Source organism: Actinopolymorpha sp. B17G11 (assembly GCF_040196095.1).
In the GTDB taxonomy this organism is placed as follows: Bacteria; Actinomycetota; Actinomycetes; order Propionibacteriales; family Actinopolymorphaceae; genus Thermasporomyces.
Window position 1 is genome coordinate 64,525 of the sequence record NZ_JBEFTW010000031.1, and the last position, 25,406, is coordinate 89,930.

Below are 25,406 nucleotides of genomic sequence, written 5' to 3' on the forward strand. Positions count from 1 at the left end.
ACGCGCGCCGACCACGACGCCATCAGACCTGTGCGGGTGTCTCCTGTGCGCTGATCGCCTTGCCGAGCATCTGCCGAGGCTGTGGTCCAGTGTTGGGAGAGGCGGTGTGGAAGATGTGCAGATGGGTGAGCACGACGTCTCCTGGCCGTCCGGTGAGCTCCGTGACCTCCACCGGTATGCCGTCGATCTCGCGGGTCTGACCGACGAGCGAGCGGCCGCCGTCCGGCATCTTCTTCCCCTCGAGCAACTGGGCGAGCCACGGATCGTGTTTCATGAACGGGCGCCAGTTGGTCTTGCCGCCACCGGTGCCTGGAGGAAGCTTCGTACGGTATCGGTCGACGAGGCGATGGCTGCCGGGCAGGATCATGGTGCCGCCGCCTTCGGGGCCGACCTCGCCGAAGAACGCGAACAGCTTGACGGCGAACACCGGCCAGGTCGCTTTCTCAAAGCCGCAGTCCATGTGCCAGGCGTCCGGAAGCACCCACGGTCCGGGCTGCGGAAGGGTGCAGAGGACCTGGGCGCCGGGCTTCGGTGGGGTCCAGCCGCCCACTCCGAAGATCGCTTCGAGGGCGGTGAGGAGCGCGGCGTTCTCGATCAGCGGAACGAAGGCGCGATTCCGCTTGAGGCCCTTCCAACTGACCCCCGGGTAGGCGCCCTCCGGCCAGGTGGAGGGGTCGTCGAATCGCACACCCGCCTTGTGGTGGGCATACCTCCAGATGACATCGCGCATCGCGGCGGCTTCGTCGGGTGTGAATGCCGCGTCCATCCGGATGACGCCGGTCTCCTCGAACCGATGTCGAATCTCGTCTGCATCCATCCTCGTAGTGTGCTGCGGCAAGCTCGGCGGCACACCTGGATTTTTTGCGCGTACGCCTCGACCAGGAACGCATGCGACAAGGCCGTACTTGTGCCGAAAGGGGCTCGCAGAACCCGGTGACACAAGGCGGACATCGTGCTGGCCGGTCTCGCTCTACGCAGCGGCGTTTCGTACTCTGGACCCTTCGCTCAAGGAGTCGCCGCGTGCATAGCCATTCACACGCCCGAATCATCGCCATGCCTGACCGGATGCGCCTGCTGCGGGACGTCGCCGGCCATGTCGGTGAGTCGATGATCATTCCACTGGCGCTGTTCTACGGCATTCTCGTCAGCGTCGGTTTGCAGTACGCCCTGATCGGTGCCCTTTCGTGGGCGTATCTCGCGGTTGCGGTCCGGCTGGTCCAGGGCGGTCGCCCCCCGGCACTGTTGCTGGCCACCGCCGCCTTGGCCACGCTCCAGGCGGGGCTGACCACCGCGGCGGGATCGCCCGTCGTGTTCCTCCTGCAGCCAACCGCCGCGACCTATCTGTTCGCGGTGGCGCTGCTCATCACCGTCCCGCTTGATCGTCCGCTCATCCAGCGACTGGCTCACGACTTCTGCCCGCTGCCGCCGGAGGTGGTGAGCTCGGCACCGCTACGCCGTTTCTTCCAGCGGCTTTCGCTGCTCTGGGCGTCGGTCCTGCTGATCAATGCCAGCGTGACTCTCGGCCTACTGCTCACCACCCCCACCACGTGGTCGGTGCCGGTGGCGACCGCCGCCTCCCTGCCGGTTGCCGCGGTGGGCATGTTCATGTCGTACGCCTGGTTCCGCAGCACCCTTCGGGCCGGTGGCTACCGCCTCGTCTGGGGCACCCGCCCGGTCGGGTAGAGCCGACCGTCACTGCCCGCTGAACAGGATCAGATTGCCGTCGGGGTCGCGGACGACGAACTGATGCGCGCCCCAGGGTTGACGTTTGAGCGGCTGCTGGAAATCAGCTCCACCCGCGGAGAACTCGGCGTACAGCGCTTTGACGTCGGCGACCGTGATAGCCGCGGCGAGCAGCTGTTCCCGCTCACGCACCTCTGCGACGAAGACCGGTTCGCAGACGAAGCGGAGGTTCAGTCGCGCCTGGTCGCGCATGACCTGGCCGTAGAAGGGCGGCTCTCCGTGGGTGAAGACGGTCGAGAACCCCAGTGTGTGCTCGAAGAAGGCGCAGGACGCCTTGATGTCGGCCACGAAGAGCTGAGGTTCGGCGCCGGTGAGGATCGGCTGTGCGGTAAGGGATTCGGCGGTGTCGGACATGGCTGCGGCTCCTGACGTGAGTCCGGCCCAGGTCTCGAACCCGGCTTCACGGGCCAGCAGCAGTTGAGCCTCACCGAGTGCGAAAGGGCGCGCGAGGATGTCCGCGTCGCTCAGGCCGCGATAGCGCGGGAGGACGGCACGGATCCTGGCGGCGACGGAATGGTTCCGCTCGCGATGCCAACGGACCAGCTGCTTGGCCTGCTTTTTCAGGTTCTCGACATTGGGCATGGGGCGCTCTACCGGTGTGATCGTCGGTGGGTGGGCATTGCCCTTTCGGCTATTGCCGATGCGCCCTACAGCAGCGACTGTATTTTCGGCACGGAACACCAGCCGTGTCAACAGGTGCGATCCCTGCTCATCGGCTGAGGTTCCGGAACTTTCCGACGGCGAGCGGGAGGAAGATCACGGTGATGAGGACGGGCCAGGCGACGGCCATCAGGGCGGCGTTCTGCTCGATCCAGCTCCCACCGGTCGGCACGGGGTTGCCGAAGAGTTCGCGGATGGCGTTGGCCGTGGAGGAGACGGGGTTCCACATCGCGATCGCCCCGAGCCAGTCCGGCATGAGGTGGGGCGGAGTGAAGACGCTCGAGACCATGCCGAACGGGAACGCGACCGCGAAGAGGTTCCCGGCGCTCTCCTGACTCTTGGCGACCAGGCCGAGATAGACGCCGATCCAGATCAGCGCGAAGCGCAGCAGGAGCAGGAGTCCGAACGCTGCCAGCGTTGCGGCAAACCCGCCGTCCGAACGCCAACCGATCACCAGCGCGATGCCGGCGAGGACGGCGAGATCCAGAGCGGCGTGGAGGACGTCGGAGACACCCCGACCGGTCACCACGGCAGAGGATGCCATCGGCATGGAACGGAACCGGTCGGTGACGCCGCGCTCCTTGTCGACGACGACGGCCATCGCGGTGTTCATGAACCCGAACGCCATCGTCATGGCGAACATGCCGGGCATGGCGTAGGACTTGTAGTCCGTGCCGCCGCCGACGTCCATGGCGCTGCCGAACACGTAGACGAACAGCAGCACCGACACGATCGGGAACCCCAGCTGCCAGGCGATCAACGACGGTTGCTTGACCAGGTGGGTGAGGTCGCGGCGGACGATGGTCCAGCTGTCGACCACCGCCCAGTACGCACGGCGTTCGCGCTGGTCGAGCCCTGACGTTGCGGGCGGCGTTGTCATCGGCGTGGTGGTCATGCGGTGGCACCTTCCTCGCTGGTGGACGTCGAGGGGCTGGTCTGCGTGTCGTCGGACCTGGGTGCGGCGGCCGGGTGTCCGGTGAGGCGGAGGAAGACCTCGTCGAGGGTGGGCCGGCGCAGGCCGATGTCCTGGACGTCGAGGTCCGCTTCCTGGAGCCTGCGGGCCACCTCGGCGATGGCGTGGATCCGATCGTTGACCGGAGCGTGCACCCGCAGCTCCTCGGAGTCGATCTGCGGCTCGGACCCGCCGGAGACCTCGGCGACGAGTTTGACGACGGCGAGGATGTCGCCGGCGTCTTGCACCACGACCTCGATCCGGTCGCCACCGATGGCCCGCTTGAGTCCGGCCGGGGTGTCCTCGGTGAGGTTGCGTCCGTGGTCGACCACGGCGATCCGGTGGGACAGCTTGTCCGCCTCGTCGAGGTAGTGGGTCGTGAGAAGCACCGTCGTACCGCCCGCGGCGAGCTGGCGGATCGCGTCCCACACCTCGCTACGTCCGCGCGGGTCGAGGCCGGTGGTCGGCTCGTCGAGGAACATGACCTCGGGCGCCAGGATCATGCTGGACGCCAGGTCGAGTCTGCGGCGCATCCCGCCGGAGAACGTCTTGGCCTGCTTGTCGGCGGCATCGTCGAGGCTGAACTGCCGCAGCAGCTCGTCGGTGCGTCGCCTGGCGTGGCGGGAATCGAGGTGGAACAGCCGGGCGAACATCATGAGGTTCTGTCGGGCGGTGAGGATCTCGTCGACGGCAGCGTTCTGGCCGGTGAGACCGATCCGGCGGCGTACCTGGCGGGGCTCCTTCGCGACGTCGAACCCACCGACCCGGGCGTGCCCGCCGTCCATGCGGATCAACGTGGAGAGGATCCGGACCGAGGTGGTCTTGCCGGCGCCGTTGGGTCCGAGCAGGCCGAAGACCGTGCCGCGACGGACGGCGAGGTCCAGGCCGTCGAGCGCCTGCTTGTCGCCGTACCTCTTCTGCAGACCCTCGGCCACGACGGAGAACTCAGCGGACATCTGTCGCCGCCTTCCTGCGTTGACGATCACAACTGGGTACACCGTACGCAATCGTAGCGTACGGTGTACCCAGATATGGGTCGGCAGCCGAGACGGACCTAGGATGGCGGCCATCATGACGACGGCATACAGCGGTATCGGGGATCCCCGTCGGAGCCTCGAGCTGCTCTGGCACCGCAAGGACCCGGGCGGCCGTGGCCCCAAGCCGAGCCTGGACCTCGAGCGCATCGTGAGTGCCGCTGTGGAGCTGGCCGACCGGGAGGGTCTGGGCGCCTTGTCGATGCGCAGGGTCGCAGCCGAGATCGGCGCCGGCACCATGTCGCTCTACCGGCATGTCCCGGGCAAGGGTGAGTTGCTCGACCTCATGCTCGATCACGTCATCGGTCCGCCGGAGTCGCATGCGGAGCTTCGCGGCAAGGACTGGCGCAGCGTGCTGACGCTGACGGCCCGCAGCACCTGGCGGCTCTACCTCGCCCATCCGTGGTTGCTGCAGGTCAACCAGGCCCGCCCGATCCTCGGTCCCAACGCCCTCGGCGCCTTCGACCTCACGCTCGCCAGCATGGAGGACCTGGGCCTCACCGGCCGGGAGAAGGTGGCCATGATCCTCGCGGTCGACCACTACGTCACCGGCGCGGCCCGCACCTACATCCTCCAGCAGGAGGTCTGCCAGCAGTCCGACATCAGCGACGAGGACTTCTGGGCGGCCCAGGAGCCGGTGCTGACCGAGGCGATGGGGAGCGGTGCCTACCCGCAGATCGCGAAGCTGCCAGAAGACGCGTTCTCCATCGGCGGGGAGGAGGCGCTGGAGTTCGGTCTGGGCCCGCTCCTTGACGGCCTGGAGGCGATGATCGACCGGCGGTCCCAAAAGTCACGAAAGTCACGAACGCCCCGCGGGTCGCGCGCCTGAGCGTTCACGTCCATCCGGCCGCCAGGTGGAAGCCACGTCTGGTTCGTTCGTACGAGCAGTGCGTCGCGCACTTACCCTAGGGGGGTATAGTGTGGCGTCGTACGCACCGAACGGACGGGAGAAGCCTCATGGCCGGCTACACCAACGGCAAGGATGACCACCTGAAGCGCCTTCGCCGGATCGAGGGCCAGATCAGAGGACTGCAGCGGATGGTCGAGAACGACCAGTACTGCATCGACATCCTCACCCAGGTCACCGCCGCGACCAGAGCCCTGCAGTCGTTCTCGCTCGAACTCCTCGACGAGCATCTCGCGCACTGTGTCGTCGACGCCGCGCGGGCAGGTGGCGTCGAGGCGGACGAGAAGGTCCGTGAGGCACAGCAGGCGATCGCCCGGCTGGTCCGGTCCTGATCTGCGACGCCAATCCCGAGAGGACGAAATCCCGTGCGAAAAGCACCAGTCACCCTGGCGGCGTTCGCGATCGCACTCGGCGCGACGTTCGGCGTGGCGTTCGGTGCCGGACGTCTTGTCGACCCGGAGATCGACCTGGCGGCGGACCCAGCCGGCGCGGGCGCCGGCGCGACGCCCCAGAACGGCCACGCCGACATGGCCGCGGACAGCCCAGAAGAGAGCCACGCGGACAGCCCAGAGGAGACTGACCCGGGCAGCTCGAAGTCGGGCGAGCAGAGCATCCCGGACGGCCTCCAGGTCTCCCAGGACGGCTACTCCCTCGAACTTCTCGACCAGCCCGCCAGGTCGCGCGCCCGCGGCGAGCTCGCGTTTCGAGTCCTCGGGCCCGACGGCAATGCGGTGACCGAGTTCACCCGAGCCCACGAGGCCGACCTGCACCTGATCGTCGTACGCCGTGACATGTCCGGGTTCCAACATGTCCATCCGACCCTCGACGAGGACGGGAACTGGACCGTTCCGTTCACGTTCCCTGACTCCGGGACCTACCGGATGTTCGCCGACTTCGACCCCGCCGGGGCGCAGGAGGCGTTGACGCTCGGCATCGACGTGTTCGTGCCCGGTGGCTTCACACCTCGTCCGTTGCCCGAGCCCGCGCGGTCGGCGACGGTCGACGGCTACACCGTGACCTGGAAAGGTACGCCGACGGCCGGCAAGGCCAGCCGGGTCACGTTGACGGTCAGCGCCGACGGCCGGCCGGTGACCGACCTGCAGCCCTATCTCGGTGCGTACGGCCATCTCGTGGCTCTGCGCGACGGTGACCTCGCCTATCTGCACGTCCATCCAGTCGAAGAGGCGGACGACCCTGGCGCGCGGCCGGGACCCGACATCACGTTCGTGGTGGAGGTACCGTCGCCCGGCGCCTATCGGCTCTTCCTGGACTTCCGCCACGACGACGCCGTACGCACGGCTGAGTTCACCGTGCGGGTCCCACCGGGCGGCGAGGCGCCGACCCCATCGACCAGCGAGGAGGACGACGGTCATGGCCATTGATCGCGGCGACCGGACCGAGCTGACTGTGCTCGCCGACGCGGCCCCGGTGGCGTCGGCGACGTCGTCCACCCTGGTCCTGGACGGGGAGCGGGAACGGGTCGAGCTGGCAGTTGGCGGCATGACCTGCGCCTCGTGTGCCAACCGGGTGGAGAAGCGGCTCAACCAGATCGACGGCGTGACGGCCACGGTCAACATTGCGACCGAGAAGGCCACCATCGCCTATCCCGCCTCGCTGCAGGTCACGGACCTGATAGCGGCGGTCGAGGAGACCGGCTACACGGCCGAGCGGCTGCGCACCGAGCGGCCGCCGCAGGGGGAGCCGCCCGCGGAAGGCGGCTCCACACCCACCGGCACCGAAGGTGCGGACCGGGAGGCGACAACCCGCCTGCGAGACGCCCGCACCCGTGCGGTGGTCAGCGCCGTGCTCTCGGCTCCCGTCGTCCTGCTGGCGATGGTGCCCGCGCTGCAGTTCACGTACTGGCAGTGGCTGTCACTCGTGCTGGCGGCTCCGGTCGTGGTTTGGGGCGGGCTTCCGTTCCACCGCGCGGCCTGGGTCAACCTCCGGCACGGCAACGCCACGATGGACACGCTGATCTCGATGGGCACCATCGCGGCCTTCGGGTGGTCGCTCTACGCGCTCTTCCTCGGTTCGGCGGGCGAGCCGGGGCTGAGGCACCCGTTCAGCCTGACCGCGAGCAGCGGTGACGGTGCCATGACCATCTACCTCGAGGTCGCGGCGGGCGTGACGACGTTCATCCTCGCGGGGCGGTACTTCGAGGAGCGGGCCAAGCGCCGGGCGGGCGCCGCGCTCCGTGCCCTGCTCGGGTTGGGCGCCAAGGACGTCGCCGTGCTGCGCGACGGTCACGAGCAACGGGTTCCGGTGGAGCAGTTGCAGGTCGGCGACCTCTTCGTCGTACGACCGGGTGAACGGATCGCCACCGACGGCGACGTCGTGGAAGGCAGCTCGGCAGTCGACCAGAGCATGCTCACCGGTGAGTCCGTACCCGTCGACGTCCGGGTGGGAAGTCCCGTGGTCGGCGCGACCGTCAACGCCGGTGGTCGGCTCGTCGTCAAGGCGACCAGGGTCGGTGCCGACACCCAGCTCGCCCAGATCGCGAGGCTCGTCGAGGAAGCCCAGTCGGGCAAGGCCGAGGTGCAGCGGCTGGCCGACCGGATCTCCGGGGTGTTCGTCCCGATCGTCATCGCCCTGGCGGTCGCGACGCTCGGCTTCTGGATCGGTGGCACCGGCTCGGCGGGTATCGCGTTCACGGCGGCAGTCGCGGTGCTGATCATCGCCTGCCCGTGTGCGCTCGGCCTCGCGACACCGACGGCGCTGCTGGTCGGCACCGGACGGGGAGCCCAGCTCGGCATCCTGATCAAGGGACCCGAGGTACTCGAGTCGACCCGCCGGATCGACACGATCGTGCTCGACAAGACCGGCACGCTGACCACCGGTCAGATGACGCTGACCCAGGCGGTCGCGGCCGAGGGCGAGGATGTCGAGGAGGTGCTGCGGCTCGCCGGGGCGCTGGAACATGCGTCGGAACATCCCGTCGCCCGGGCCGTCGCCTCCGGTGCCGCCCAACGCGTCGGTGACCTGCCCTCCGTGTCGGACTTCGCCAACCTCGAAGGCCTCGGCGTCGAAGGTGTCGTCGACCAGCGATCGGTGGTCGCAGGTCGGGTGAGTCTGCTGGCCGAACGCGGGCTGCCGCTTCCGTCCGCTCTGGAGGACGTACGACGTGACGCCGAGGCCGCTGGCCGGACCGTGGTCGCGGTCGCGTGGGACGGCGCCACGCGCGGGCTCCTCGTCGTCGCCGATTCGGTGAAGCCGACCAGTGCCGAAGCGGTGAAGGACCTGCGTGCCCTGGGACTCTCGCCGCGGCTGCTCACCGGCGACAACGACACGGTCGCTCGCGCGGTCGCCCACGAGGTCGGCATCGACCGCGAGCACGTGATCGCGGGTGTCCTGCCCCAGGACAAGGCCGACGTCGTGGCCCGGCTGCAGAGCGAGGGCAGGGTCGTCGCGATGGTCGGCGACGGTGTCAACGACGCGGCCGCGCTCGCCAGGGCAGACCTGGGGCTGGCGATGGGAACCGGCACGGACGTGGCGATCGAGGCCAGCGACCTCACGTTGGTCCGCGGTGACCTGCGGGTCGCGGCCGACGCGATCCGCCTCGCCAGGCAGACGTTGCGGACGATCCGGTGGAACCTGTTCTGGGCGTTCGCCTACAACCTCGCGGCGCTGCCGCTCGCCGCCGCCGGGCTGCTCAACCCGATGCTCGCGGGAGCGGCCATGGCGTTCAGCTCGGTCTTCGTGGTGAGCAACAGCCTCCGGCTCCGCCGCTTCATGCCAACGGCGACGGGCGGGAGGGAGTGAAGGGGGTCCTTTCGCTGAGGGCGGGCGGCGACACGTTCACGCCGGAGCTCGTCGAGGCGTTCCTGGACGAGTACACCAAGCCAGGTGACGTCGTCTTCGATCCTTTCGCCGGCTTCGGCACCACCCTTGTCGTCGCCGAACGGATGGGCCGCCGTCCGCTCGGCATCGAGATCATGGCCGACCGGGTGGAGGTCGTGCGGGCGAAGCTCGAGGACCCGTCGGCGATCCTGTGTGCCGACACGAGGAACCTCGATCGGCTCGACCTCCCGCCGATCGACTTCAGCATCACCTCGCCGCCGTACATGTCGAGGGAGGATCACCCGCAGAACCCGTTGACCGGATACCAGACGCTCGACGGCGACTACCGGACCTATCTCGACGAGCTGGCCGCGATCTATCGCAGGGTGGCGACCCGCCTCGTGCCCGGGGCGACGGTGGTGATCAACGCCGCCAACCTCCGGCTGCATTCGACCCGACTGGCGTGGGACATCGGTCAGGTGGTCTCGACCGTCCTGACCTACGAGCAGGAGGTCGTGATCGACTGGGACGAACCGCCGGCGTGGCTCACCAACGACTACTGCCTGGTCTTCTCATCCTGACTTCTCATCCTGAGAGGGAGACGTCCTGATCGGGAAAGGGTCCACCCGGCCGCGGTCTGCGAGGCATCGTGGGATGGAACGCTCGTCGGAGCGCAGGGAGATCGGGGGACTCCATGGCAGGGTCGGACACTCAACGCAAGCCGGGATTCCTGTCCCGCCCAATGGTTCGTCGGATCGTCGGTTTTGCCGTGATTGCCGCACTCGCGCTGATCTTCATCTTCCAGAACACCGCCACCGTGCGCATTCGCCTGCTCGTCCCTGAGGTGACCATGCCCTTGTGGGGTGCGTTGTTGATCGCCTGGGTCCTCGGCCTGGTGGCGGTCACGTTCACCGTACGCCGGCGCCAGTGACGCTCACCTTCGCCACGTTCGGCCGGGCGGCGGAAGTGACCTGGAAGGGCGTTGGCGATATGCGGGAGAATGGCACCATGACCGAACGCAAACCGCCCGGCATCAGCTTCGAGTCATGGGTCGACAAGCAGATCAACGACGCCGTTGCGCGTGGCGAGTTCGACAACCTGCCTGGGGCGGGCAAGCCCATCGCCGACCTCGACAAGCCCTACGACGAGGTGTGGGTGCTCCGCCACCTGCGCAAGGAGGGCGTGTCGACCGAGGACCTGCTGCCGACACCGCTCCAGTTGCGCAAGGAGATCGAGCGCCTGCCGGACACGGTCCGCGAGTTGCGTTCGGAGCAGGACGTACGTGCGGTCGTCGACGAGCTCAACCATCGGATCACCCGTTGGCTGCGGGCCCCGTCGGGTCCGCGCGTGCCGGTCGTACCAGTCAAGGCGGACGCCGTGGTGGGCCAGTGGCGGGCGGACCGCGAGGAGGCGGCGGCCAAGCGGGCCGCTGCCCGGAACGCCGCGGCCGAAGTGGCACCGGAGGCTGGCGTCCCAGCGCAGCGCACCCCCTGGTGGCGTCGGCTCGCTCGCCGCCGGACCCCGACGTCCTGATCAGGTCCCAGTTTCGGACCGGATGACATCGGAAGACCGCGCGGGCGTCGACCCCCGAACCTGGCGCGGGCGCAGGACCACCGCGGCCACGACGGCGCCGATGGCGACGATGCCGGCGGCCACGCCGAATCCGAGGTGGTAACCCCCGTTCAGCGCCGCGACCGACGAGTGCCCTTCGGCGAGCAGAAGGTCCGTACGCACGGTCGCCAGGGCCGCGAGGACGGCCAGTCCGAGAGCGCCGCCTACCTGCTGGGTCGTGTTGACGACACCGGATGCGAGCCCGGAGTCGCTGGGCGTGGCGCCGGACATGGCGAGCGTGACCAGGGCGGGAAAGCCCAGGCCGCCGCCCGCGCCGAGCAGCAGAAATGCCGGGAGGACGTCCACCGCGTACACCCCGTCCACCGGCGCACGGGCCAGCAGCGTGAGTCCGGCGACAACGGACAGCAGGCTCGCCAGCAGCACGGTGCGTTCGCCGTAGCGGGAGTTGAGTCGGGGCGAGAGACCGACCGACAGCGTGCCGATCATCGCCGCGACCGGGAGGTAGGCGAGCCCGATCTCGAGAGGGTCGTAGTGGAGCACATGCTGCAGATACAGGCAGCCGAGGAAGAACTGCCCGAACATCCCCGCCAGCATGAGGGCGAGCACGACGTTGCCGCCCGTGAGCTGACGTGAGCGGAAGATGCGGAGCGACAGGAGCGGCTTCTTCGCGGTGACCTGGCGCAGGACGAACCCGGCGAGCAGGACGAGGGTCGCCGCGCCGAGGACGAGCGTTCGCGTCGAGTCCCAGTCGCCGTCCGCCGACCGGAGAATCGTGTAGACGCCCAGCATCAGGGCCGCGGTGACGAGCATCGCGCCGACGCCGTCGGCGCCCTGGCGAAGTCCGATCCCGCGGTCGGTACGAAGGAGCCGGACGCCCAGCAGGGCGACGGCGATGCCGATCGGCAGGTTGACGAGGAAGATCCAGTGCCAGGTGAGGATCTGGGTGAGGACGCCGCCGGCGAGCAGGCCGATCGAGGCGCCACCGGCACCGACGAAGCTGTAGATGCCGATCGCCTTCGCCCGCGCCCCCGGCTCGGCGAACATCGTCACGATCATGCCCAGGATCACTGCGGAGCTGATGGCCGCGCCGGCCCCTTGGACGAACCGCGCGACGATGAGCATCTCCTGGCTGGTGGAGAGACCGCACCACAGGGACGCCCCGGTGAAGACGGCCAGCCCGGCGAGGAAGACGCGCTTGCGGCCGATCAGGTCGCCGAGTCGCCCGGCCAGCAGGAGCAACCCGCCGAACGCGATGAGGTACGCGTTGACGACCCAGGCGAGCTCCGACTGGGAGAAGCCGAGGTCGGCCTGGATCGACGGCAGGGCCACGTTGACGATCGTCTGGTCGAGGATGACCATCAACGACCCGGCGCAGAGGACGAGAAGGGCGAGCTGGCGGGTCCGGGCCGCGCTCGGTGAGTGTCGGAGCATGAGTGGTCGCCTCCTGATATGAGTTCCAGGAGTGACCGTAGCAGATAGTTTTGTTCGGGACTATCTAGTTCGGGACGAACTTGCTGTCTGCGGAACCTGCGGTGCGCGGCGGCGGATCGGCTGGTCGACGTGGGACGGGGTGGCCAGCTGGCCGCTGACCAGACGGACGAGGCCGTCGAGGAAGACCTTCCGCTTGCCGGCGGGCAGGTCGCCGAGGACATCGTCGTAGAGTTCGGCGACGATCTTCCGGGCGGCAGCCACCGTCTTCTCTCCCGCCGGAGTGACCGCGATCACCCGTGCGCGGCGATCCGTGTGCGAGGCCTGGCGCTCGGCGAGACCGAGCCTTTCGAGCTTGTCGATCGTCACGACCATGGTCGTCTTGTCGAGGTGGGACATCTCGGCAAGCTGGCTCTGCGTCCAGCGCCCGCTGCTCGCACTCATGAGTACGCAGTAGTCCCGCGGCGAGATCCCGAGGTCGGCCAGCCCGGAGGCCATCTGGGTCGCCAGGGCGAAGCTCGCCTGGTTCAGCAGGAACAGCAGGTCGGCGGCAAGGTCAGTCGGTGTCTGGGCAGGCATGACGCAATCCTAGCAAGATTGTCTGTCGCGGGATTATTTCGTACGCAGACAAATTCCGGCGCGGCGGCCTCGAAGACGAGCCGAACCCACCGGGCCGGGGCCGGACCTTCGGATAGCCAAGGGCCGCGAGATCGGTCACCATGTCGTCGTGCGTACGTCCTCTCGCCGGTTGGTCGTCACTGCGGTGTCGGTCGCCGCGTCGCTCGCGTTGACTCTTGCGCCGGCGGCCGCCGCGGCCGATGTCGCCGCCGATGTCATCGTCAGTCCTTCGACGGCCAGCCAGGGCGACTACACCACGCTGACCTTCGTCGTCCCGAACGAGTCCGAGAGCGCCAGCACGGTGAAGGTCAAGGTGGCGTTCCCGACCAAGCCGCCGTTGGCGTCGGTACGGGTCAAGCGCCAGCCGGGCTGGACCGCCGACGTGATCGAGACGAAGGTCCGCGGGCCAGGCGACACCTGCGACTGCGCGATGACGCCCGCCGTGACGTCGATCACCTGGACGGCGGAGGAAAGCGCCCGCATCAATCCGGGCGAGTTCGACGAGTTCGAGGTCTTCGTGGGGCCACTGCCGCTGGTGGAACGCCTCACGTTCCCGACCGTCCAGACCTATGACGACGGCTCGGTGGAACGGTCGGCGGCGCGCGCGAGCGCGGAGGGACAATCCGCGCACCCCGCCCCGGCGCTCACCCTCCGCGCGGTTCCGGCGGTAGCGGGCGAGGCCAGTACTGCCGGCGACTCGGAGAGTGGCGTGATCTCCGGTCTGACGCGGGCGGGCTGGACCGGCGCGAGTCGCTGGATCGGGGTGGCGGCCGTCGTCCTCGGCGTCGGGGTCATGGCCGCGGCCGGCGGACTCGCACTCGTGCGCCGTCGCGGCAGCTCGCTCACGGAGTAGCTCCGTCTCGCTTGTGAGGTCGGAGGTCCCCCGTTGGGCCCTCGTGACCACGGCCGCGCGGCCCGTGCCAGATCCGATCTTGCGGACCAGTCTGACCATGTGGGCCACGTGGGGGCCCGAGGCACGGGTGAGACGACCGAGTGGGGAGCGGGTGGGCCATGGCGGACTTCGAATCCGGATCCAATCACGACTTCCCCTCCAGGCTCGACCTCCTGTCGGTCAACACGATCCGCGGTTTGTGCATGGACGCCGTGCAGAAAGCCGAGTCCGGTCATCCGGGTACGCCGATGGGAATCGCGCCTGTCGCCTACACGCTCTGGCAGAAATTCCTGCGATTCGATCCGGGCGATCCGATCTGGCCCAACCGGGACCGGTTCGTCCTCTCCGAAGGGCACGCGTCCGCGCTGCTGTGGTCGCTTCTGCATTTGAGCGGCGTACGTTCGGTCGATCCCGACTACGAGGTTCTCGGAACCCCCGCGGTCACCCTGAACGATCTCAAGACCTTCCGGGAGCTCGGCTCGCATTGCCCGGGGCACCCGGAGTATCGGTTGACCAGTGGCGTGGAGGCGACGACCGGACCGCTCGGCCAGGGTGTCGCGATGTCGGTGGGGATGGCGATCTCGAGCCAGTGGCTCGCCGCGCGGTACAACCGCGACGGTGTGTCGCGGGGGTCCGGGGGTCGTCCCCCGGGCAAGCTCAGTCCGCTCTTCGACTTCGACGTGTACGCACTCGCCGGCGACGGCTGCATGATGGAAGGCATCTCGTCGGAGGCGGCGTCATTCGCCGGCCACCAGAAGCTGTCCAACCTGTGTTGGATCTATGACTCGAACCACGTCACGATCGAGGGCCACACCGACATCACCTTCACCGAGGACGTGGCCGCCCGGTTCCTTTCCTACGGCTGGAATGTCACGACGGTCGCAGACGCGAACAATCTCGAGATGGTCGCCCGGGCGTTCCATTCGTTCAAGGCCGAGCACGAGCGGCCGACGCTCATTCTCGTCCACAGCCACATCGGGTACGGCTCGCCGTGGGAGGACTCACCGAAGGCACACGGTTCACCACTCGGCGTCGAGGCGGTGAAGGCCACCAAGCGGGTGCTGGGGATGCCGGACGACGTGGACTTCTACATCCCGGACGGCATCTATCACTGGTTCGAGCAGGGGATCGGCACCCGCGGTCAGGCGGCGCGGACGGCGTGGGAGGCGAACTTCAAGGAGTACGCCAACGCCTATCCCGAGCTCGCAGACCAGGTAGAGCGCATGCAGCGCCGCGAAGCTCCGCCCGAGTGGGACGCCGACCTCCCGACGTTTCCGGCAGATCCGAAGGGTCTCGCCACCCGGGCCTCGTCGGCTGAGGTGCTCAACGCCGTCGCCCGGCACGTGCCGTGGCTGCTCGGTGGATCGGCCGACCTCGAGCCCTCGACCAAGACCTGGCTGCAGGTCGATGGTGGGACCGCGTTCGAGCCGGACGACCGGTCGGCGCGCAACTTCCACTTCGGCGTCCGCGAGCACGCCACGGCCGCGATCGCGAACGGCATGGCGCTGTCGAAGCTCCGGCCGTTCTGGTCGGGTTTCCTGATCTTCTCCGACTACGCCCGGGGCGCCATCCGGCTGTCTGCGCTGATGGAGGTGCCGGTCATCCACATCTTCACCCACGACTCGATCGGCGTCGGGCAGGACGGGCCGACCCACCAGCCGGTGGAGCAGCTGGCGTCCCTGCGGGCGATGCCCGGGCTGCTGGTCTTCCGCCCGGCAGACGCGAGCGAGGTGGTCGAGACCTGGCGGGTGGTGGGTGGGTTCCGGCGCGAGCCGGCCGTTCTCGTGTTGTCCCGGCAGGCGTTGCCGACGTTCGACCGGCAGCATCTGCACGGTGCCGAAGGTGTCGCCCGTGGCGCGTACGTCCTCGCCGATCCTCCCGACGGTGGTCAACCGGACGTGCTGTTGCTCGCCACTGGCTCCGAGGTGGCACTGGCCCTGTCGGCGCGGGACGAGCTCGCCGGGGAGGGAATCGGGGCGCAGGTGGTGAGCATGCCGTGCTGGGAGCTGTTCGACCGGCAGCCCGCCGACTACCGCGACTCCGTCCTCCCACCGGAGGTGACGGCCCGGGTCGGGATCGAACAGGCGTCGACCCTGGGATGGGACCGCTATGTCGGCCCCGCGGGTGCCGTGATCGGCATGCACACGTTCGGCGCGTCGGCACCGCTGAAGCAACTGCTGCACAAGTTCGGGTTCACCCCCGACAGGGTGACCGAGGCTGCCCGCGCCGTGGTGAGACAGGCGCGTGCCCGCAGCGAGACCGAAGCTCAGGGAGAGGACAGGCCGTGACCGCCACGCAGGAGTTGCACCAGCGCGGGCAGAGTCTGTGGCTGGACAACATCACCCGCAGGATGCTCGACACCGGGCAGATCCAGCACTACATCGAGGCGTACTCGATCACCGGGCTCACCTCGAACCCGTCGATCTTCGACCAGGCGATCGAGACCGGCTACTACGACGACGCGATCCGCGCCGCGGCGACGCGAGGTCGCACGGACGAGGACCTGTTCTTCGAGCTGGCGATCCAGGACCTGCGGCGCGCGGCCGACCTCTTCCTGGCGATCCATGAACGGACCGACGGCGTGGACGGCTGGGTCTCCCTCGAGGTTTCGCCGTTGCTGGCCTACGACACCGACGCGACGATCAGGGCGGCGAAGGCCTTGCACGCAAGGGCGGGTCGACCGAACCTGCTGATCAAGATCCCGGGTACGAAGGAGGGGCTGCCGGCGATCACCGAGTGCATCGCGTCCGGCGTCCCTGTCAACGTCACCTTGCTCTTCTCCGCCGACCACTACCGCGCGGCCGCGCGCGCCTACCGCGACGGCGTCCAGCGTCGGGTCGAGGCGGATCGCGATCCCGCGGTCGGCTCGGTCGCGTCGGTGTTCATGTCCCGTTGGGATGTGGCCGTCGCCGACCAGGTTCCGGAGCAGCTGAAGGACCAGTTGGCCCTCGCGGTGGGGCTGGACACCTACCGTGCGTACCGACGTTTCCTGGACTCCGACGCCATGCAGCGGCTGGAGAACGCCGGTGCGCGGCCGCAACGCCTGCTGTGGGCGAGTACGCGGACGAAGGACCCGGCCGCCTCGGACACGCTCTACGTCCACGGGCTGGCGGCGCCGTTCACCGTCAACACGATGCCGGACGCCACGTTGGAGGCGTTCCACGACCACGGCGAGGTGGGCGATCCGATGCCCGCCGACGGCGGAGCATGTGACGAGATGCTGAGCCGGTTCGCCGACGCCGGCGTGGACGTCAGAGCCCTTGCGGACAAGCTCCAACGCGACGGTGCGCAGGCGTTCGTGACGTCGTGGAAGGACCTGCTGGGTCGGATCTCCGCCCAGCGCGCCGCGCTCACGACCTGACGCCACCACATCGAAGCTGATCAGGACCTGATCGGGAGGAACGACGATGCCGAGGATCCCGCTCCGCGACCGACCGGCGTGGAAAGCGCTCGAGGAGCACCGCGCCGAGATCGGGCAGCGACACCTGCGCGACCTGTTCGGCGAGGACCCTGGACGCGGCGAACGCCTGTGCGCCGAGGCCGCCGGGACCGGCATCTACCTCGACTACTCCAAGAACCGCGTCACCGACGAGACCATGCGCCTGCTCGTGCGGCTCGCGGAGGAGTGTGAGCTCGAACGCCGGCGGGACATGATGTTCGCCGGCGAGCCGATCAACACCTCCGAGCACCGTTCGGTGCTGCACGTCGCCCTGCGGATGCCGAGGGAGGCGTCGCTCGTCGTCGACGGCGTGGACGTCGTCTCGGAGGTGCACGCCGTGCTGGACAAGATGGCGGCGTTCGCCCAGAAGATCCGTTCGGGGGAGTGGAAGGGCCACACCGGCAAGCCGATCCGCACCATCGTCAACGTCGGCATCGGCGGCTCGGACCTCGGCCCGGTGATGGCCCACGAAGCGTTACGGCACTACAGCAAGCGTGAGTTGACGTTCCGGTACGTTTCCAACGTCGATGCCACCGACTTCGTGGAGGCGACCCGGGACCTGTCGGCCGAGGAGACGCTGTTCATCATCTCCTCGAAGACCTTTGGTACGCAGGAGACGCTCACCAACGCGCATTCGGCCCGCGACTGGGTCGTGCGCGAGGTCGGCAGCGAGGACGCGGTCGCGAAGCACTTCGTCGCGGTCTCCACGAACGCGGAGAAGGTCGCGGCGTTCGGGATCGACACCCAGAACATGTTCGGCTTCTGGGACTGGGTGGGTGGCCGTTACTCGATGGACTCCGCGATCGGCCTGTCGACGATGGTCGCGATCGGCCCGGAGCAGTTCGCCGAGATGCTCGCGGGCTTCCACGCGATGGACGAGCACTTCCGCACCGCACCGCTGGCCGAGAACCTTCCCGCCCTGATGGGGTTGCTCGCCTGCTGGTACGTCAACTTCTTCGGCGTGCAGACGATCGGCGTGATGCCGTACGACCAGTACCTGAAGCGGTTCCCGGCCTATCTGCAGCAGCTCACGATGGAGTCCAACGGCAAGCACGTGACGCTCGACGGCAAGGCCGTCGACTATGACACCGGTCCCGCCTACTGGGGCGAGCCGGGCACCAACGGCCAGCACAGCTTCTACCAACTGCTGCACCAGGGCACCCGCCTCATCCCGGTCGACCTGATCGGGTTCGGCAAGGGGCTCAACCCGCTGGGTGAGCACCACGACATCCTCACCTCCAACGTCTTCGCCCAGGCGCAGGCGTTGGCGTTCGGGAAAACCGAGGACGAGGTGGGAGCCGAGGGGACACCGGAGGACGTCGTACCCCACAAGGTGATGCCGGGCAACCGCCCCACCAACGTCCTGCTCGCCGAGGTGCTGACGCCCCGGTTGTTGGGCTCGCTGGTGGCGCTCTACGAGCACAGCGTCTTCACCCAGGGCACGGTGTGGGGCATCGACTCCTTCGACCAGTGGGGCGTCGAGCTGGGCAAGGTGCTCGCGAAGCGAATCATCCCTGATCTCACCAGCGACACCGAACCCGACCTGCGCTACGACTCGTCGACCAACGCGCTGATCCGTCGCTACCGCACGCTGCGGCGGTGAGCGGCAGCAGGGATGGACGCGCGCGGCCTGACTACCGAAGAACTCTCAGGGGGGACGAACGATGGCCACCGACACACCCATGCAGCTCGGCATGATCGGGCTCGGCCGGATGGGCTCCAACCTCGTCCGGAGGTTGATGCGGGACGGCCACCAGTGTGTGGCGTACGACGTCAATGCGACAGCCGTGCAGGAGCTGGCGGGCGAAGGTGCCACCGGGGCAACGACCCTCGAGGAGTTCGTGGCGGCCCTGGACAAGCCACGGGCGATCTGGCTGATGGTGCCAGCGGGTGTCGTCCAGTCCACCCTCGACCAGCTGGTGGGACTGCTCGACCCGGACGACGTCGTGATCGACGGTGGCAACTCCTACTACCGCGACGACATCACCCGTGCGAAGCAGCTGGCCGAGCGGCAGATCCACTACGTCGACTGCGGCACCTCCGGTGGGGTCTGGGGTCTGGAACGCGGCTACTGCCTGATGATCGGTGGCGAGAGCCGTGCGGTCAGCCGGGTGGACCCGATCTTCGCCACCATCGCGCCCGGAGCCGGGAGCGCCGCGCCCACGCCGCACCGCACCCTGAACGGCACCGCACCGCAGGGATATCTGCACTGCGGGCCCAACGGGGCCGGGCACTTCGTGAAGATGGTCCACAACGGCATCGAGTACGGGATGATGGCGTCGATCGCCGAGGGCCTGTCCATTCTGCGGCACGCCAACATCGGCAAGAAGGACCGCCCGGTCGACGCGGAGACCTCGCCGCTGCGTGACCCGGAGGCCTATCAGTACGACATCGACGTCGGCGAGGTCGCGGAGGTCTGGCGGCGGGGCTCGGTCATCGAGTCGTGGCTCGTCGACCTGATCGCCGACGCACTCGCCGCCTCGCCCCAGCTGGAGAGTTTCAAGGGCCGGGTCTCCGACTCGGGCGAAGGTCGCTGGACGGTGATCGCGGCGATCGAGGAGAGCGTGCCGGCAGCCGCCATCACCGCCGCCCTGAACGAACGCTTCGAGTCGCGCGGGCTCGGACACTTCGCCGACGCCGCCATGTCGGCGATGCGGAGCGAGTTCGGGGGCCATGCGGAGAAGGGGAACTGACCAGCATGCACCACGACCTCGAGGTTTTCGGCGATCCGGCGGCGGTGGCAGCGGCCGCGGCCGATCACGTCGTACGCCGTAGCCGGGAGGCGATCGCGGACCACGGACGGTTCACGTGCGCGGTGAGCGGCGGGCACACGCCGTGGGCGATGTTTGCCGAGCTCGCCCGACGCGACATCGCGTGGAACCACGTCGTGATCTTCCAGGTCGACGAGCGCGTCGCGCCGGCCGGCGATCCGGACCGCAATCTCACCCACCTGCGCGAGAGCCTCGGTTCGGCCGATGCGGACGTCGTACCGATGCCGGTGAACGACGCCGTGCACACCGACGTCGCCGGCCTCGAGGCGGCTGCGGACGGCTATGCGGCGCTGCTGCCGGACCGGTTCGACCTGGTCCACCTGGGTCTGGGACCGGACGGACACACTGCCTCGCTGGTCCCGGATGACCCGGTGCTGAAGGTGACCGACCACCTGGTCGCGATCACCGGTCCCTACCAGGAGCATCGGCGCATGACCCTCACCTATCCGGCGCTGGCGCGGGCGGACCAGTTGCTCTGGCTGGTCACCGGTGAGGACAAACACCTGCCCCTGGCGAAGCTCCTCGCCGGCGACGAGTCCATCCCGGCGGGCCAGGTCGAGGCGCGCGCCTCACTCGTCCTCGCCGACCGGTCGGCGGCCGGGCGATGAGTACCCGCCAGATGAAGGCCCCGCCGATGACGGCCCTACCGATGGAAGCGGGTTCAGCGGCCCGGCGGCGGCAGGTCGCGTCGTTCGACAGTGTCGTCGCGCCCGACGAGGACGGTCGCCACGAGGCTGGGCGGGAAGAGGCCATGCTCCACGACACCGGGTGTACCCGAGAGGTCGGCCGCGAGGCGTGCTGGGTCGCCCACCTCGCCGTGGTAGTCGGCGATGACGCCACCGTCCGGACTGCGCGGCACACCCCGCACCGTCGCCGACGCCAGGCGCCGCAGCGTCGCCGGCAGCCCGAACTCGAGCAGTTCGACCGGAACCGGGGCGTGCAGTGCGGCGACCAGTTTGCACGAGTCCACGATGACGATGAACTGGTCGGCGGCCGCCGCCACGATCTTCTCCCGGGTGTGCGCGGCGCCTCCGCCCTTGACCAGCCAGCCGTCGGGGGCCACCTGGTCGGCGCCGTCGATGGTGATGTCGAGGTGGTCGAGCGTGTCGAACTCCTGGACCGTGAGGCCGAGGCCGAGAGCGGCGTGGTGGGTGTGGGGCGACGACGCTACGCAGCGAAGAGACAGGTTCCGCCGGGCGAGTGCCGGCAGCAGGTAGGCCACGGTGCTGCCCGTACCGAGGCCGACGGTCATTCCGTCCTGCACGAGTGCAGCGGCGGCCTCGGCAGCGATCCGCTTCTCCCGTTCGACCCTGTCGTGCCCGGCCTGGCTCGGCTCGGACAGATTCTGCTCGGCGCTCACGCGTTCCCGCGTGCTGTGCTCATTGGTTCCCTCGCTTCGCTCGCTCACGTGCACACAGTCTCCCCGCCGGCCGCCCGCACACACCTCGGCAGCGCCGCACCGCATGCCGCAACGGAGGGATCGCGATGGCTCTCGGATATCGCGCGCCGCTCTACCTGATGGCCTTCGACCATCGGGGATCGTTCGAGCACGACCTGTTCGGCGGGAAAGGTCCGTCCGTGCCGCAGGCGAGAGCGGGCGACAGTCGGGCGAAACCCGCCGGGGGGCCGAGCGATACGGTCCGCGCCGGCATCATCGACGCCAAGAACCTCATCTACGAAGGCTTCGTCCAGGCCCTCGAGCGTGGCGCGCCGCGGGACGCGGCGGGTGTCCTCGTCGACGAGGAGTTCGGTACGCAGGTGGCGCGCGCGGCGAGTGCGGCCGGGCACGTGCTCGCGATGCCGGTGGAGAAGTCCGGGCAGGAGGAGTTCGAGTTCGCCTACGGCGAGGATTTCGCGGCACACATCGAGCGGTTCGGTCCGACGTTCGCGAAGGTTCTGGTCCGCTACAACCCCGACGGTGACCAGGACCTGAACGCCCGCCAGACACAGCGGCTCGCCCAGCTCAGCGCGTGGCTGCACGACACGGAACGCAGGTTCCTCTTCGAGCTGCTCGTCCCGTCGACCGATGACCAGTGGACACGCTGCGGTGGGGACCAGGGACGGTACGACCGCGAGTTGCGGCCGGACCTCGTCGTCCGCGCCGTCGAGGCGCTTCAGGACGCGGATGTGGAGCCGGACATCTGGAAGATCGAGGGACTCGACACCGCGAACGCCTGCGCCCGGGTGGTGGCACAGGCCCGGGCAGGCGGCCGCGACGACGTCTGTTGTGTCGTTCTCGGGCGCGGTGCCGACGAGGCCCTGGTGGAGCAGTGGCTGCGGATCGCCGCCGGCGTCCCAGGCTTCGACGGGTTCGCGGTCGGTCGGACACTGTGGGAGGACGCGCTGCGGGCTTGGCTGGCCGGCACGGTGACGCGGGACCACGCGGCGACCGCGATCGCCGATCGCTACCTCGCGCTGATCCACACGTTCCTCACCGCGTCGGACGCGAGCGTCCTGGCCAGCTCGGAGCGGTCATGAACGCCGGCGACGTTCCACCGGTCCGGCTGTTCCTGGCCGATGTCGACGGCACGCTGGTGACGAACGAGAAGGTTCTCACCGACCGCGCCGTCGAGGCCGTCCACCGGCTGCGTGCCGCCGGCATCCTGTTCGCGGTCACCAGCGGGCGCCCGCCGCGCGGCATGTCGATGCTCGTCGAGCCGCTCCGCCTCAGCACACCGGTCGCGGCGTTCAACGGCGGTCTCTTCGTCCATCCGGACATGTCGGTGATCGAAGCGAGGACCGTCCCGGACGAGGTGGTCGCGCCAATGGTCTCCCTGCTGGAGTCGCACCGGCTGGACGTCTGGCTCTACCAGGGCACGGAGTGGTTCGTCCACGACCGGAACGGCCCGCACGTCGACCGTGAGGCGTGGACGGTGAAGTTCGCACCGACCGTGGTGGAGAGCTACTCCGGGATGCGTGACGTCGCGAAGATCGTCGGTGTGAGCGACGACCTGGACGCGGTGGCCGCGGCGGAGTCGGCAGCCCGTGACGAGTTCGGCGACCACGTCTCGGCGGCACGGTCCCAGCCCTACTACCTCGACGTCACCCACCCGGAGGCCAACAAGGGGAGCGTGGTGGCGTTCCTGTCGAGGATGTACGGCATCGATCCGGCACAGATCGTGACCATCGGCGACATGCCGAACGACGTTCTCATGTTCGCGCGTTCGGGCCTGTCCATCGCGATGGGCAACGCGAGCCCCGAGGTGCAGCGCGCGGCCCGCCGGGTCACGACGGCCAACACCGACGAGGGTTTCGCGAACGCCGTCGAGCGCTACGTGTTGCCCGCCCGGGCCCGTGCGGGCGCGGGTGCCACCACGTCGGGCCGCGTCGCGACGACGAACAGGAAAGGCGGGCACACAGATGGAACGTGACACTGTCGACGCGTTGGTCATCTTCGGCGCGACCGGGGACCTGGCGAAGCTGCAGACCTACCCCGCTCTGGTCAGCCTGGTCGAGCGCGGTGTGCTCGACGTACCGATCATCGGCGTGGCCAACAGTGGGTGGAAACTCGAGCAGTTCCGCGACTATGCCGCGGAGTCCCTGCGGCACCACGACATCGATCCGACGAAGGGCGCGGCGGCGAGCATGCTGGGGCTGCTCGGCTATGTCGACGGCGACCTGACCGACGACGCGACCTATCAGGAGGTCTCGGATCGCCTCGGCGACCGCCGCCGGACGTTGTTCTATCTCGAGGTCCCGGCGCAGCTGTTCGGGCGGATCACGCAGGGGATCGCCAGTGTCGGCCGCGAACGCGACTCGCGCGTCATGGTCGAGAAGCCGTTCGGCACGGACCTGCGCAGCGCCCAGGAACTCAACGCCGCCATGCACAAGGTCTTCGCGGAGGACGCGATCTTCCGCGTCGACCACTGGCTCGGTCTTGATCCGGTGGAGAACATCCAGTTCGTCCGCTTCGCCAACTCCATCGTCGAACCGCTGCTCAACCGCGACCACGTGGAGAGCATCCAGATCACCATGGGGGAGTCGTTCGGGGTAGCCGACCGGGGCCGGTTCTACGACCGGACCGGCGCGATCCGCGACGTCCTGCAGAACCACCTGATGCAACTGCTCGTGACGATCATGGCCGACGAGCCGCGGCACGACATCAGGTCCTGGCGGAACGAACGCGCCGAGGCCGTGCAGGCGCTGCGGACGTTGACGCCGGGCGATGTCGTCCGCGGGCAGTACGACGGCTACCGCGACGTGCCGGGTGTCGCGCCGGACTCGACGGTGGAGACGTACTTCGCGGTGCGGCTGGCGTCGGAGTCCGCGCGGTGGGCGGGCGTACCGATCTACATCCGCGCCGGCAAATGCCTCCCCGTCAGCGCGACGGAGGTCTCGGTGCGGTTCCGCCGGCCCGAACGCAACATCTGCGGCATCAAGCCGTTCGAGAGCATGAACGAACTGCGTTTCCGGGTACGCCCGGAGACCGCGGTGACGCTCAGTCTGGCGGGCAAGAAACCTGCCATCGGCCCTGAGGCGCAGGTCGAGGAGCTCACCTTCGCACAGCAGCCGGGCTCCGACCCGAGGCCGTATGACCGGCTGATCGGAGCCGCGCTGGCAGGCGACCAGTGGTTCTTCGCCCGTGAGGACTCGGTGGAGGCGTCCTGGCGGATCGTCGACCCCATCCTCGACGATGCGGTGCCGGTCCATCCGTACGCCCAGGGCTCGTGGGGACCGGAGGCGGCGGACAGCCTGCTCCCAGCGGGAACCACCTGGCACGACCCGCAGGCCTGAGCCGGACGTCGGGCCGGTGTGAGCGTGATGGGTGGCACCTGTCCGAAGGGCTCGACATCCCTTTCGGGCCTCAGCACGTTCGGACAGGTCCCGGTCGGTCAGCTCTGGCTCGGCGCGTCCTGGTCGGGGGCGTAGAACTTCGTCGTGTTCTCGACGACCGTGGCCACCTCGGCGCTGTCGGCGCCCGAGGCTTCGTATGCCGCGCCCCACGCCCGGCTGCTCCTGGTCATGAAGTCGCGCGCCTCCGGCGACTGCTCGAATGCTTCCCGTTCGGCCTTGTCGATCTCGCCGCCGCCCAGGTGGAGGCCCAGGCCGAGAAGCGTGAGGTCCCAGCCGACGCCGACAGCGCCCGGCCCGTACATCGACCAGAAGCCGGGGTCGACGACCGCGGTGTGGCAGAGCTCGAAGAGCGTCTGGCCGTCGGTGCCGGGCGACAGGCGGACCTCGACCTCGCTGAGGTCGGCCTCGGAAGGCTCGCCGAGCACCCACGTGACCTTGAGGCGTTCCGGCGGCTCGCAGGCGACGATCTCGCCGCCGGCGTTGTTTTCGATCTGGTACGTACCGCCGAGGCGGAAGTCTCCGGTGACCGGAAGGAACCAGCGGTTTACCCGCTTCGGGTCGGTGATGGCGTCCCAGACGTCCTCGATCGGAGCGTCGTAGCTGCGTCGCAAGGTGATCGTGCGTACGTCTTGCTCCTTGATGCGCCCCTGGCCGGTCTCGCGCTGGATGGCGTTGATCTCGTCGCCGATGTCCATCGGGTCGTTCTCCTTGCTGTCCGGATTGTCTGCGCAGCGTGCCGCGTCGCGCGAAGCATCTCAGTCGAAACTTATATAAGTCAACGCTGAGATGTATCGGGGTGCCGCCCAGCCCGAGCCACGG

The 25,406-nt window shown here is 68.7% G+C and carries 25 protein-coding genes; 17 read left to right on the forward strand and 8 right to left on the reverse strand.

Features of this window, described 5'->3' with window-relative positions; translation table 11 throughout:
- Nucleotides 1-22 precede the first annotated feature (22 nt).
- Nucleotides 23-817, reverse strand: a complete 795-nt coding sequence (locus tag ABN028_RS26445; RefSeq protein ID WP_349698489.1) for a phytanoyl-CoA dioxygenase family protein — start codon at nucleotides 815-817, stop codon at nucleotides 23-25.
- A gap of 203 nt (nucleotides 818-1,020) precedes the next feature.
- Here ABN028_RS26445 and ABN028_RS26450 point away from each other — a divergent pair, with 203 nt between their 5' ends.
- On the forward strand, nucleotides 1,021-1,683 hold the full coding sequence (locus ABN028_RS26450) for a VC0807 family protein (protein ID WP_349330521.1): 663 nt from the start codon (nucleotides 1,021-1,023) through the stop codon (nucleotides 1,681-1,683).
- Nucleotides 1,684-1,692: 9 nt separating this feature from the next.
- Here ABN028_RS26450 and ABN028_RS26455 read toward each other — a convergent pair whose 3' ends face one another.
- The 3 genes from ABN028_RS26455 to ABN028_RS26465 all read right to left on the reverse strand — a co-directional run bounded on the left by ABN028_RS26455 (nucleotide 1,693) and on the right by ABN028_RS26465 (nucleotide 4,311).
- The gene (locus ABN028_RS26455) at nucleotides 1,693-2,325 is read right to left on the reverse strand and encodes a bleomycin resistance protein (protein WP_349330522.1); all 633 of its coding nucleotides are present in this window, start codon (nucleotides 2,323-2,325) and stop codon (nucleotides 1,693-1,695) included.
- Nucleotides 2,326-2,452: 127 nt separating this feature from the next.
- Nucleotides 2,453-3,298 carry an ABC transporter permease gene (locus ABN028_RS26460; protein WP_349698490.1) on the reverse strand — a complete coding sequence of 282 codons (846 nt, stop codon included), beginning with the start codon at nucleotides 3,296-3,298 and terminating at the stop codon, nucleotides 2,453-2,455.
- Complete coding sequence (locus ABN028_RS26465) at nucleotides 3,295-4,311, reverse strand: ATP-binding cassette domain-containing protein (RefSeq protein WP_349698491.1); 1,017 nt, start codon at nucleotides 4,309-4,311, stop codon at nucleotides 3,295-3,297. Before ABN028_RS26465 ends, ABN028_RS26460 begins: the two co-directional genes overlap by 4 nt.
- Before the next feature lie 115 nt (nucleotides 4,312-4,426).
- Here ABN028_RS26465 and ABN028_RS26470 point away from each other — a divergent pair, with 115 nt between their 5' ends.
- From ABN028_RS26470 to ABN028_RS26500, 7 genes are all read left to right on the forward strand, one after another.
- Nucleotides 4,427-5,218: a TetR/AcrR family transcriptional regulator gene (locus ABN028_RS26470; protein WP_349698492.1), complete on the forward strand. Its 792-nt coding sequence runs from the start codon at nucleotides 4,427-4,429 to the stop codon at nucleotides 5,216-5,218.
- A gap of 128 nt (nucleotides 5,219-5,346) precedes the next feature.
- On the forward strand, nucleotides 5,347-5,628 hold the full coding sequence (locus ABN028_RS26475) for a metal-sensitive transcriptional regulator (protein ID WP_349330525.1): 282 nt from the start codon (nucleotides 5,347-5,349) through the stop codon (nucleotides 5,626-5,628).
- A 33-nt stretch (nucleotides 5,629-5,661) separates the two neighbouring features.
- Entirely contained in the window at nucleotides 5,662-6,678 is a 1,017-nt protein-coding gene (locus ABN028_RS26480; RefSeq protein WP_349698493.1) for a DUF8832 domain-containing protein, read from the forward strand.
- Nucleotides 6,668-9,055, forward strand: a complete 2,388-nt coding sequence (locus tag ABN028_RS26485; RefSeq protein WP_349698494.1) for a heavy metal translocating P-type ATPase — start codon at nucleotides 6,668-6,670, stop codon at nucleotides 9,053-9,055. The genes ABN028_RS26480 and ABN028_RS26485 overlap by 11 nt, the downstream gene beginning before the upstream one ends.
- Nucleotides 9,052-9,654, forward strand: a complete 603-nt coding sequence (locus ABN028_RS26490) for a DNA methyltransferase (protein WP_349330528.1) — start codon at nucleotides 9,052-9,054, stop codon at nucleotides 9,652-9,654. The genes ABN028_RS26485 and ABN028_RS26490 overlap by 4 nt, the downstream gene beginning before the upstream one ends.
- Before the next feature lie 113 nt (nucleotides 9,655-9,767).
- On the forward strand, nucleotides 9,768-10,004 hold the full coding sequence (locus ABN028_RS26495) for a LapA family protein (RefSeq protein ID WP_349330529.1): 237 nt from the start codon (nucleotides 9,768-9,770) through the stop codon (nucleotides 10,002-10,004).
- On the forward strand, nucleotides 10,001-10,606 hold the full coding sequence (locus ABN028_RS26500; protein ID WP_349698495.1) for a DnaJ family domain-containing protein: 606 nt from the start codon (nucleotides 10,001-10,003) through the stop codon (nucleotides 10,604-10,606). Before ABN028_RS26495 ends, ABN028_RS26500 begins: the two co-directional genes overlap by 4 nt.
- Here the strand turns inward: ABN028_RS26500 and ABN028_RS26505 are convergent, their stop codons facing one another.
- On the reverse strand, nucleotides 10,607-12,076 hold the full coding sequence (locus ABN028_RS26505) for a DHA2 family efflux MFS transporter permease subunit (RefSeq protein ID WP_349698496.1): 1,470 nt from the start codon (nucleotides 12,074-12,076) through the stop codon (nucleotides 10,607-10,609).
- A 60-nt stretch (nucleotides 12,077-12,136) separates the two neighbouring features.
- A complete protein-coding gene (locus tag ABN028_RS26510) occupies nucleotides 12,137-12,652 on the reverse strand; it encodes a MarR family winged helix-turn-helix transcriptional regulator (RefSeq protein WP_349330532.1) in 516 nt (171 codons plus the stop codon).
- Nucleotides 12,653-12,800: 148 nt separating this feature from the next.
- On the opposite strand from ABN028_RS26510, the gene ABN028_RS26515 reads away from it, so the two are divergent.
- The 6 genes from ABN028_RS26515 (at nucleotide 12,801) to pgl (ending at nucleotide 20,401) form a co-directional block, all read left to right on the forward strand.
- Nucleotides 12,801-13,544 (forward strand): YcnI family protein, encoded by a 744-nt coding sequence (locus ABN028_RS26515; protein ID WP_349698497.1) that lies wholly within the window; start codon nucleotides 12,801-12,803, stop codon nucleotides 13,542-13,544.
- 158 nt (nucleotides 13,545-13,702) lie between these two features.
- Entirely contained in the window at nucleotides 13,703-15,871 is a 2,169-nt protein-coding gene (gene tkt / locus ABN028_RS26520) for a transketolase (RefSeq protein ID WP_349698498.1), read from the forward strand.
- Nucleotides 15,868-16,944, forward strand: a complete 1,077-nt coding sequence (tal, locus tag ABN028_RS26525; protein WP_349698499.1) for a transaldolase — start codon at nucleotides 15,868-15,870, stop codon at nucleotides 16,942-16,944. Before tkt ends, tal begins: the two co-directional genes overlap by 4 nt.
- Nucleotides 16,945-16,990: 46 nt before the next feature.
- Nucleotides 16,991-18,625: a glucose-6-phosphate isomerase gene (gene pgi, locus ABN028_RS26530; RefSeq protein WP_349698500.1), complete on the forward strand. Its 1,635-nt coding sequence runs from the start codon at nucleotides 16,991-16,993 to the stop codon at nucleotides 18,623-18,625.
- Between the two features lie 61 nt (nucleotides 18,626-18,686).
- The gene (gene gnd / locus ABN028_RS26535) at nucleotides 18,687-19,715 is read left to right on the forward strand and encodes a phosphogluconate dehydrogenase (NAD(+)-dependent, decarboxylating) (protein WP_349698501.1); all 1,029 of its coding nucleotides are present in this window, start codon (nucleotides 18,687-18,689) and stop codon (nucleotides 19,713-19,715) included.
- Nucleotides 19,716-19,720: 5 nt separating this feature from the next.
- Nucleotides 19,721-20,401 (forward strand): 6-phosphogluconolactonase, encoded by a 681-nt coding sequence (gene pgl, locus ABN028_RS26540; RefSeq protein WP_349698502.1) that lies wholly within the window; start codon nucleotides 19,721-19,723, stop codon nucleotides 20,399-20,401.
- Nucleotides 20,402-20,454: 53 nt separating this feature from the next.
- Here pgl and rpiA read toward each other — a convergent pair whose 3' ends face one another.
- Complete coding sequence (gene rpiA, locus ABN028_RS26545) at nucleotides 20,455-21,201, reverse strand: ribose-5-phosphate isomerase RpiA (protein ID WP_349698503.1); 747 nt, start codon at nucleotides 21,199-21,201, stop codon at nucleotides 20,455-20,457.
- Nucleotides 21,202-21,278: 77 nt separating this feature from the next.
- Between rpiA and ABN028_RS26550 the strand changes: the two genes are divergently transcribed.
- The 3 genes from ABN028_RS26550 to zwf are packed head-to-tail and all read left to right on the forward strand — an operon-like array spanning nucleotide 21,279 to nucleotide 24,527.
- Nucleotides 21,279-22,271, forward strand: a complete 993-nt coding sequence (locus ABN028_RS26550) for a 2-deoxy-5-keto-D-gluconate 6-phosphate aldolase domain-containing protein (protein WP_349698504.1) — start codon at nucleotides 21,279-21,281, stop codon at nucleotides 22,269-22,271.
- A complete protein-coding gene (locus ABN028_RS26555) occupies nucleotides 22,268-23,164 on the forward strand; it encodes a Cof-type HAD-IIB family hydrolase (protein WP_349698505.1) in 897 nt (298 codons plus the stop codon). Before ABN028_RS26550 ends, ABN028_RS26555 begins: the two co-directional genes overlap by 4 nt.
- On the forward strand, nucleotides 23,154-24,527 hold the full coding sequence (zwf, locus tag ABN028_RS26560; RefSeq protein WP_349698506.1) for a glucose-6-phosphate dehydrogenase: 1,374 nt from the start codon (nucleotides 23,154-23,156) through the stop codon (nucleotides 24,525-24,527). The genes ABN028_RS26555 and zwf overlap by 11 nt, the downstream gene beginning before the upstream one ends.
- A 98-nt stretch (nucleotides 24,528-24,625) precedes the next feature.
- Here the strand turns inward: zwf and ABN028_RS26565 are convergent, their stop codons facing one another.
- Nucleotides 24,626-25,282 carry an SRPBCC family protein gene (locus ABN028_RS26565; protein WP_349330543.1) on the reverse strand — a complete coding sequence of 219 codons (657 nt, stop codon included), beginning with the start codon at nucleotides 25,280-25,282 and terminating at the stop codon, nucleotides 24,626-24,628.
- Between the last annotated feature and the right edge of the window lie 124 nt (nucleotides 25,283-25,406).